Here is a 6,927-nt window from a genome sequence, read left to right as displayed (position 1 = left end):
ACGCGCATCAGGGTTGTTTCCGCTGGCCTGTGACTTCGGGCGGCGGTTGATCCGCCTCAATCGTCCGGTGCCGCCGCAGGCGTAGAACAAAGCCATGGCCGGCGCCCGCATCGGGTGGGCGCCACGATGACGAGGAGATACGGCCATGGCTTTCCTGGACGACGACCACGCCTATGTGGACCAGCTCGTGGTGGAGTATTACGGCGACCGCCTGACCGGGCTCGCGCCGGAGCGTCTGGCGGCGCTGCACGCGCTGTTCGGCGAGGTGATGTGGCACGAGGGGATCGAAGCGCTGACCCCGCAGCGGCTGAACACGCTGCTGGACTTCACTGAGGAAGAGCTGTCAGACGCCGCCTGAGTGGGCCCCCTGAATGGTAAGAGCGCGAACCGTTCGCGCAGGACTCCCGCCGTTCACGCCGTCCGCCCGCCGTTCGTGCAGCGGGTCTTGTTCCTGGACCCGCCTTCCGCGATGAGGGATGTCAATACAACCCTCTTCCGCAGGAAGCACGACCGTGGACGCAACCGACACTCCCGACCGCTACGTCTCCTTCAAGGGCATCGACTGCGAGGGCAACTCCCGCCGCATCATCGAGCGCCTGTACATGCACATCGACGACCCGGCCAAGACCAACGCCTTCTGGGAACGTTTCCGGGCGAAGCTGGCTGTGGCCGACGATCCGTTGAAGCGTCAGGCGGACGGGCTGTGCCTGCTCTGCGCCAACGTCTATTACATCTCCGACCTGTTCGAGGAACACGAGGACGAGGAAGGTCTGGCCATGCTGCGCCAGCTCGAGGACGAGTGCTGCTGAGGCTTCGTGAACCGACACGACTCATGGTTTGACCCGACTCATGGTTTGACAAGGCGCGCCGAATCCTTATAGTGCGCGCCTTCACTCCTGGGAAAGCGGGCGTGCCTATTGTTTGCGCCCCGTCCGCGGCCTGTTCCGCGGAACTACCGGGACAAAACCAACTCGTGTTCCACCGAGGACCAAAATGGCCAAGCGTCAACAGTCCAAGTACAAGATCGACCGCCGCCTCGGCGTAAACCTCTGGGGCCGTGGCAAGTCGCCGATCAACAAGCGTGAGTATGGTCCGGGCCAGCACGGCCAGCGCCGCAAGAAGCCGTCCGACTACGGCCTGCAGCTCATGGCGAAGCAGAAGCTGAAGGGCTACTACGGCAACATCGGCGAGAAGCAGTTCCGCCGCATCTACGCCGAGGCCGTGCGCCGCAAGGGCGACACCGGCGAGAACCTGGTGGGCCTGCTGGAGCGCCGCCTGGACGCGGTGGTCTATCGCATGAAGTTCGCGCCGACTCCGTTCGCCGCGCGCCAGATCATCAACCACGGCCACATCCTGGTCAACGGCCGCCGCCTGAACATCCCGTCGGCCCAGATCAAGGAAGGCGACACCATCGAGGTGCGCGCCAAGTCCAAGCAGATGGCCCTCATCCTCGAGGCCACCGCCTCGGGTGAGCGCGACACCCCGGACTACCTGGAAGTCGACACGGGCGCCCTGAAGGGCCGCTTCGTCCGCGTCCCGCTGCTGGCCGACATTCCGTACCCGGTCCAGATGGAACCGAACCTGGTCGTCGAGTTCTACTCGCGCTGACCGTTCGGCCCAGCCGACACGCGAAAGGCCGCGCTTCCGGGCGCGGTCTTTTTCGTTTGGGGATGGGCGGTCGTCTCTCAGTACGGCGTTCGCAAGACCTCTTCGGACAGTGCCGCTCCATGGAGAATGCGTAGAATCCTCAGCGCATCCGGCCCCTGGCGGCGGTAGTAGATCAGGTAACGGCCAAACCCGCCGACGGGCCACGCCCGTATGCCGCGAAGCGCCGGATTGTGCCAAAGCCGGGTCGATCCTATGTCGGGATGCTCGGCGATCCGGGCGAAACTACGCTCGATGGCGGTCAAAAAGCGTTCAGCCGCCGCCTCATCTTGCAGACCGATGTACGTATAATGGTCGAGAATATCCTTCCGCGCGCGTGGGCTCGGAAGGATGCGCATGGCGTTCAGATGTCTTTACGGGTTGCGGCCAGCGCGGCCCGGCATTCGGCCCGCATTGCCTCGGCATCCCACTCTCCGCCGTCTCCTTCAAGCCCTTCCAACAAGGCGCCTTCCAGCGCCTCGTCGGATGCATCGCGGGCATCGGCGGCGATGAGATGGGCAAGATAGGAGGCCACATCCTGAAAGCCGGCTTCGCTGGCGCGGCGTTCAGCCATCTGTTCGATGTTGCGCGGCAGAATAACGCTCATGCCCGTCTCCTTCGCTCGGTTCAGGATAACAGCCGATTCCCGGAACGGGCAACGTCCGCGCTGGTGGCACAGTGGAAAGAAAAAAGCCGGAACCCTTGCGGGTCCCGGCCTTGAGGTGCGGGGATCGGGGGCAATCCCCGCGGGGGAGAGGGATCAGGCGTCGGCCGTTTCCAGCGCCGGATAGTCGGTGTAGCCGCGGGCGTCGCCGCCGTAGTAGCTGGCCTTGTCCGGCGTGTTCAGCGCCGCGTTGCGGCGGAAACGCTCCGGCAGGTCCGGGTTGGCGATGAAGGGCTCGCCGAAGCTCACCGCGTCCGCCGCGCCGGCGGCGATGGCCGCCTCGGCCTGCTCCTTGCTGTAGCCGCCGTTGATGATGAAGGGACCCTTGAAGATCCGGCGCAGCTCCGCCGCGAGGTGCGGGGCGCCTTCCGGCGGGGCCATGTGGTGGCCCGGCTGGCCTTCGATGACGTGCAGGAAGGCGAGGCCGAAGGGGTTCAGCGCCTCGGTGACGTGGGTGTAGAGCGCCCGCGGGTCGCTGTCGGCCATGTCGTTGAAGGTGCCGGTCGGCGACAGCCGGACGCCGACCCGGCCGGGGCCGACGGCGGTGGTCACCGCGTCCACGATCTCCAGCAGGAAGCGCGCCCGGTTCTCCACGCCGCCGCCGTAGCGGTCGGTGCGCTTGTTGGTGCGGTCGCGCAGGAACTGGTCGATCAGATAGCCGTTGGCGCCATGGATCTCCACGCCGTCCAGCCCGGCGTCGAACACCGCCCGCTTGGCGGCGTCCGCGAACGCCTTGACCAGACCGGGAATCTCGTCGGTCTCCAGGGCGCGCGGGGTGGGGAAGGGCAGCAGACCCTTGCTGGTGTAGGACTCGCCGGCGGCGGCGATGGCCGAAGGGGCGACCGGCAGGGCGCCGTTCGGCTGGAACTCCGTGTGGGAGATGCGGCCGACGTGCCAGAGCTGCGCGGCGATCAGGCCGCCCTTGGCGTGGACCTCTTCCGCGATGCGGCGCCAGGCGAGCGTCTGCGCGTCGGTGTGGAGGCCCGGCGTGCTGGGATAGCCCTGTGCGGTGGCCGAAACCTGAGTCGCCTCGGTGATGATGAGGCCGGCGGAGGCGCGCTGGCCGTAATAGTCGGCCATCAGCGGGGTGGGAACGTTGCCCTCGCCCGCGCGGCTGCGGGTCATCGGCGCCATGATGACGCGGTTCGGCAGCTCCATGGAGCCAAGACGCAGCGGCGTGAACAGATCGGCGGTGGTCATGATGCGGTTGCCCTCTCGATTCAAAAATCGGGTCCCAAGTGAGGCATCCCAAGTTGGGGCGTCCCAAAGTGGGGTCCGGGGTTCCGCGGGTTGGGCGGCGCCCGGTATGTATGTGGATACATACTTGCCAGCGCCATCCGGGCTTGTCAAGTATGCGCGTGCATACCTATTATCATTTCAGCCGCCGCACGGATCGGCGGCCAGTGAGAGGGCCTGTATCGTGGACAAGACCGACACCCCGGCCACCGCCCCGGCTGTTGACGACGGCTGTTGCGCCGCCGGTGCCGACGCCCCCGCGCGCAAGCGCGACCGCGAGGCGACCAAGGGCGTCCTGCTGGACGCTGCCAAGATGGTGTTCGCCGAGCGCGGCTTCGACGCCGCGACCACGCGCGACATCGCTGGCCGTGCTGGCGTGAACGAGCAGCTGATCCAGCGCTATTTCTCGGGCAAGGCCGGCCTGCTGCTGGCCGTCGTGGAACGCTACGGGCGCGAGGAGGGGAGCGGCTGCGCCATGCCGCCGCCCGGCGACGATCTGGAGGAGGATCTGGCGGCGTTTCTGCTGCACCAGCTCCGCCACGCCTGGAAGTGCCGCGACTTCACGCGGGTGATGCTGGCGCGCGCGCTGGTCGATCCGGACATCGCGAACGAGATGGCGCGCACCCTGTCGGAAAGCCGCATCCCCTGCCTGCTCAGCCGGCTGGAGATCTTCCGCGAGCGCGGGGCGATCGCGGCGGACGCCGACCTCGCCCACGTCGCGGCGGGCATCGCCACGCTCAGCTTCGGTCTGGGCTTCCTCGATCAGGTGGTGTTCGGGCGCTGCCCGGACCGCGTCAACGAGGTGGTGAAGACGCTCGCCCACACCATGGCCCACGGCCTCGCGCCGCGGGCCTGAGCCACCTCAATCGGCGCGGCAGGCGGCGGCGCGGGCCTGCTCCGCCCGGTTCTGCTCGGCCCGGTTCTGTTCAGCGCGGGCCTCGGCGCGGGCGGCCCGGTGGGTGAACAGCGCGTCCGCCGAATAGAGCGCCAGGGCCACCCAGATGCAGCCGAAGGCCAGCAGGTGCGAGGAGGTGAAGGCCTCCCCATAGACCGCGACACCCAGCAGAAGCTGCCCGGTCGGGCTGATGTATTGCAGGATGCCGATGGTCGACAGCTTCAGCCGGGCGGCGCCGACCATGAACAGCACCAGCGGGATGGCGGTCACCGGGCCGGTCAGGATGATCAGCAGGTCGGTGCCCAGTCCGTGCGCGCCGAAACTCCCTAGGCCCTGGGCGTTCAGCCACAGCAGATAGACGATGGCCGGCGGCACCAGCAGCACGGTTTCCACCAGCAGCCCGATCAGCGGGTCGATGGCCGCCTTCTTGCGCACCAGCGCGTAAACGCCGAAGGTCAAGGCCAGCGACAGCGCCACCCAGGGAACCTCCCCGTAGGATAGGACGAGGCTCAGGACGCCCGCCGCCGCGATCAGCACGGCGACGCCCTGCCGCTTCGACAGCCGCTCCTGAAGGAAGGCGATGCCCAGCAGGACGTTGATGATCGGGTTGATGTAATAGCCGAGACTCGATTGGACCATATGGCCGTTGTTCACGGCCCAGATGAAGATGGTCCAGTTGCTGCCGATCAGCGCGGTCGTCACCAGGAAGATGCCCAGGCGCCGCCAGCTTCCCACCCCGCGCAAAATGCCGGACAGGCCGCGCGTCGGCACCAGCCACAGCCCGACCAGCACCACCGTCCACAGCACCCGGTGGGCGACGACCTCCACCGCCCCGACATTGCCGAGCTGCTTGAAGAAGACCGGCGCCAGCCCACCCCAGATCAGGAAGGCGGTCAGGGCGGCGGCGAAGCCCAGGGTGGCGGGGTTGTGCCCGTCGGCCTGCGGCGAGGAGGGGGAGGGAGTCTGGGCCATGACTCCCCTTTACCATGGCCAAGAAATGGGCGATAGGAACGCCCCCTCATGCCCGCACTGCGCGCCGGGAATGCCGCATTTCCCGCAGGGGTTTTCCGCTCAACCGCCTCCGCCGCCTGCGGTGCCGCTTCCGCTTCCGCTGGGCACGCTGTTGCGCGGCATGGAACCGGACGACCCCGACGAGCCCCGGCCGATCGGGACGTTGGTGCCGACGCCCTCATTGCGGACCAGCGCGCGGGCCTCGCGCAGCCGGTCCACGCAGCCGTCCGGATCGCCCTTGCCGGCGGCGGAGCGCGCCTCGCCCAGCAGGCCGCGCAGCCGGTCCTTCTGCTCGCCGGTCAGGGCGGTGTGGTTGCGCCCGCCGGCGACCACCTTGTCACCCAGAAACAGGTCGGAGAAGCGGGACACCTCGTCCCGGCAGGCGGTCAGCCGCTCCTGCTTGGGCACCGTTCCTTCCTGGCCCTGCGCCAGAGCGGGAAGAGCCATCAGAGCCAGCAGCGCCGCCGCTGGAAATACGCGCCTGTCCATGACCGGGCCTCCTTATCCGTGTCTTCTCCGTGCCGACACCTCCGCGGAATCGTCGATGGGAAAACAGAGGTGGGCGGGGGCCTGTTCCGTCAAAGGAAAAGGGCCCCGCGGTGGCGGAGCCCTTTGTCACACGTCTGTGGCGGATGGCCGATCAGGCGTTGGCGCCCGTCGCGACGCCCTTGTCGGCCAGCAGAGACTGCAGCTCGCCCGACTCGTACATCTCGCGCACGATGTCGCAGCCGCCGACCAGCTCGCCCTTGACGTAGAGCTGCGGGAAGGTCGGCCAGTTCGAGTAGTCCTTCAGCCCCTGGCGCAGGCCCGGGTCCTCCAGGATGTTGATGCCCTTGAACTTCACGCCGACGGTGCTGAGCACCTGGACGACGGCGGCGGAGAAGCCGCACTGCGGGAAGACGGGCGTGCCCTTCATGTACAGCACGACATCGTTGCCCTTGATGTCCTGCTCGATGCGATCCTTGACGTTCTGGTCAACCATGTCTCTCGGCCTTCTTACGATGTCATCGTGTCTTGGGGGTGCCTTGCGGGATGCCGTCCTACACGCCTTCCGGCACGGCGGTGGTCAGGGCCAGGGCGTGCAGCTCCCCGCCCATCCTGCCCTGGAGGGCGGCGTAGACCATCTGGTGCTGCTGCACGCGCGACTTGCCCTTGAAGGCGGCGGAGGTGACCAGCGCGGCGTAATGGTCGCCGTCGCCGCGCAGGTCGGCGATCTCCACCGTCGCGTCCGGGATGCCTTCCCTGATGAGCTTCTCGATCACCGCGGCTTCCATCGCCATGGCCGTCATCCTGTTCCGTCAAACCCTGCCCATGCGGGCGCTGCCCGTATAATTAGGCGGAGCGGCCGGGTTTGTCACCGGAGAAGCGACGACATTCCGCGGTGCGAAGGGTTCGCGCCACCGGCCCCCACCCTAACCCTCCCCCGCTTCGCAGGGGAGGGGACGGAATTCCCTCTCTTGCGAAGCGGGGGAGGGTT

11 protein-coding genes are annotated in these 6,927 nt (G+C 67.5%); 4 read left to right on the top strand and 7 right to left on the bottom strand.

Annotation, left to right across the window (positions count from 1 at the left end; all coding sequences use genetic code 11):
* The first annotated feature begins 145 nt into the window (after positions 1 to 145).
* The 3 genes from Q4I23_RS28705 to rpsD all read left to right on the top strand — a co-directional run bounded on the left by Q4I23_RS28705 (position 146) and on the right by rpsD (position 1,608).
* Positions 146 to 358: a hypothetical protein gene (locus tag Q4I23_RS28705; protein WP_498528471.1), complete on the top strand. Its 213-nt coding sequence runs from the start codon at positions 146 to 148 to the stop codon at positions 356 to 358.
* Positions 359 to 512: 154 nt separating this feature from the next.
* Complete coding sequence (gene cowN / locus Q4I23_RS28700) at positions 513 to 809, top strand: N(2)-fixation sustaining protein CowN (protein ID WP_094303160.1); 297 nt, start codon at positions 513 to 515, stop codon at positions 807 to 809.
* A 184-nt stretch (positions 810 to 993) separates the two neighbouring features.
* Positions 994 to 1,608, top strand: a complete 615-nt coding sequence (gene rpsD, locus Q4I23_RS28695; RefSeq protein ID WP_014239501.1) for a 30S ribosomal protein S4 — start codon at positions 994 to 996, stop codon at positions 1,606 to 1,608.
* A gap of 77 nt (positions 1,609 to 1,685) precedes the next feature.
* On the opposite strand, the gene Q4I23_RS28690 is transcribed toward rpsD, so the two are convergent.
* The 3 genes from Q4I23_RS28690 to Q4I23_RS28680 form a co-directional block, all read right to left on the bottom strand.
* Positions 1,686 to 2,003, bottom strand: a complete 318-nt coding sequence (locus Q4I23_RS28690; protein ID WP_454018885.1) for a type II toxin-antitoxin system RelE/ParE family toxin — start codon at positions 2,001 to 2,003, stop codon at positions 1,686 to 1,688.
* Between the two features lie 5 nt (positions 2,004 to 2,008).
* Positions 2,009 to 2,251, bottom strand: coding sequence for a hypothetical protein (locus Q4I23_RS28685; protein WP_454018886.1), 243 nt, complete (start codon positions 2,249 to 2,251; stop codon positions 2,009 to 2,011).
* Positions 2,252 to 2,404: 153 nt separating this feature from the next.
* Positions 2,405 to 3,508 carry an alkene reductase gene (locus tag Q4I23_RS28680; RefSeq protein WP_498528470.1) on the bottom strand — a complete coding sequence of 368 codons (1,104 nt, stop codon included), beginning with the start codon at positions 3,506 to 3,508 and terminating at the stop codon, positions 2,405 to 2,407.
* 220 nt (positions 3,509 to 3,728) lie between these two features.
* Between Q4I23_RS28680 and Q4I23_RS28675 the strand changes: the two genes are divergently transcribed.
* Entirely contained in the window at positions 3,729 to 4,400 is a 672-nt protein-coding gene (locus Q4I23_RS28675; RefSeq protein WP_454018888.1) for a TetR/AcrR family transcriptional regulator, read from the top strand.
* A 6-nt stretch (positions 4,401 to 4,406) separates the two neighbouring features.
* Here Q4I23_RS28675 and rarD read toward each other — a convergent pair whose 3' ends face one another.
* The 4 genes from rarD to Q4I23_RS28655 form a co-directional block, all read right to left on the bottom strand.
* Positions 4,407 to 5,411 carry an EamA family transporter RarD gene (gene rarD / locus Q4I23_RS28670; RefSeq protein WP_454018889.1) on the bottom strand — a complete coding sequence of 335 codons (1,005 nt, stop codon included), beginning with the start codon at positions 5,409 to 5,411 and terminating at the stop codon, positions 4,407 to 4,409.
* A 99-nt stretch (positions 5,412 to 5,510) separates the two neighbouring features.
* Positions 5,511 to 5,939: a hypothetical protein gene (locus Q4I23_RS28665; RefSeq protein WP_454018890.1), complete on the bottom strand. Its 429-nt coding sequence runs from the start codon at positions 5,937 to 5,939 to the stop codon at positions 5,511 to 5,513.
* A 151-nt stretch (positions 5,940 to 6,090) separates the two neighbouring features.
* Entirely contained in the window at positions 6,091 to 6,432 is a 342-nt protein-coding gene (gene grxD / locus Q4I23_RS28660; protein WP_014239508.1) for a Grx4 family monothiol glutaredoxin, read from the bottom strand.
* Between the two features lie 58 nt (positions 6,433 to 6,490).
* A complete protein-coding gene (locus Q4I23_RS28655) occupies positions 6,491 to 6,730 on the bottom strand; it encodes a BolA family protein (RefSeq protein ID WP_035671673.1) in 240 nt (79 codons plus the stop codon).
* Positions 6,731 to 6,927: the final 197 nt, after the last annotated feature.

This window comes from Azospirillum sp. UFLA03-27, from assembly GCF_059803775.1.
The sequence above is the reverse complement of the archived record's forward strand: the minus strand, read 5'-3'. Positions and strand labels throughout refer to the sequence as shown.

What these genes read in the sequence shown, in the direction of transcription:
- Q4I23_RS28705 (WP_498528471.1), top strand. Translation starts at nt 146, where the DNA reads ATGGCTTTCCTGGACGACGACCACGCCTATGTGGACCAGCTCGTGGTG.
- grxD (WP_014239508.1), bottom strand. Translation starts at nt 6,432, where the DNA reads ATGGTTGACCAGAACGTCAAGGATCGCATCGAGCAGGACATCAAGGGC.
- Q4I23_RS28680 (WP_498528470.1), bottom strand. Translation starts at nt 3,508, where the DNA reads ATGACCACCGCCGATCTGTTCACGCCGCTGCGTCTTGGCTCCATGGAG.
- rarD (WP_454018889.1), bottom strand. Translation starts at nt 5,411, where the DNA reads ATGGCCCAGACTCCCTCCCCCTCCTCGCCGCAGGCCGACGGGCACAAC.
- rpsD (WP_014239501.1), top strand. Translation starts at nt 994, where the DNA reads ATGGCCAAGCGTCAACAGTCCAAGTACAAGATCGACCGCCGCCTCGGC.
- Q4I23_RS28690 (WP_454018885.1), bottom strand. Translation starts at nt 2,003, where the DNA reads ATGCGCATCCTTCCGAGCCCACGCGCGCGGAAGGATATTCTCGACCAT.
- Q4I23_RS28665 (WP_454018890.1), bottom strand. Translation starts at nt 5,939, where the DNA reads ATGGACAGGCGCGTATTTCCAGCGGCGGCGCTGCTGGCTCTGATGGCT.
- Q4I23_RS28655 (WP_035671673.1), bottom strand. Translation starts at nt 6,730, where the DNA reads ATGGCGATGGAAGCCGCGGTGATCGAGAAGCTCATCAGGGAAGGCATC.
- Q4I23_RS28685 (WP_454018886.1), bottom strand. Translation starts at nt 2,251, where the DNA reads ATGAGCGTTATTCTGCCGCGCAACATCGAACAGATGGCTGAACGCCGC.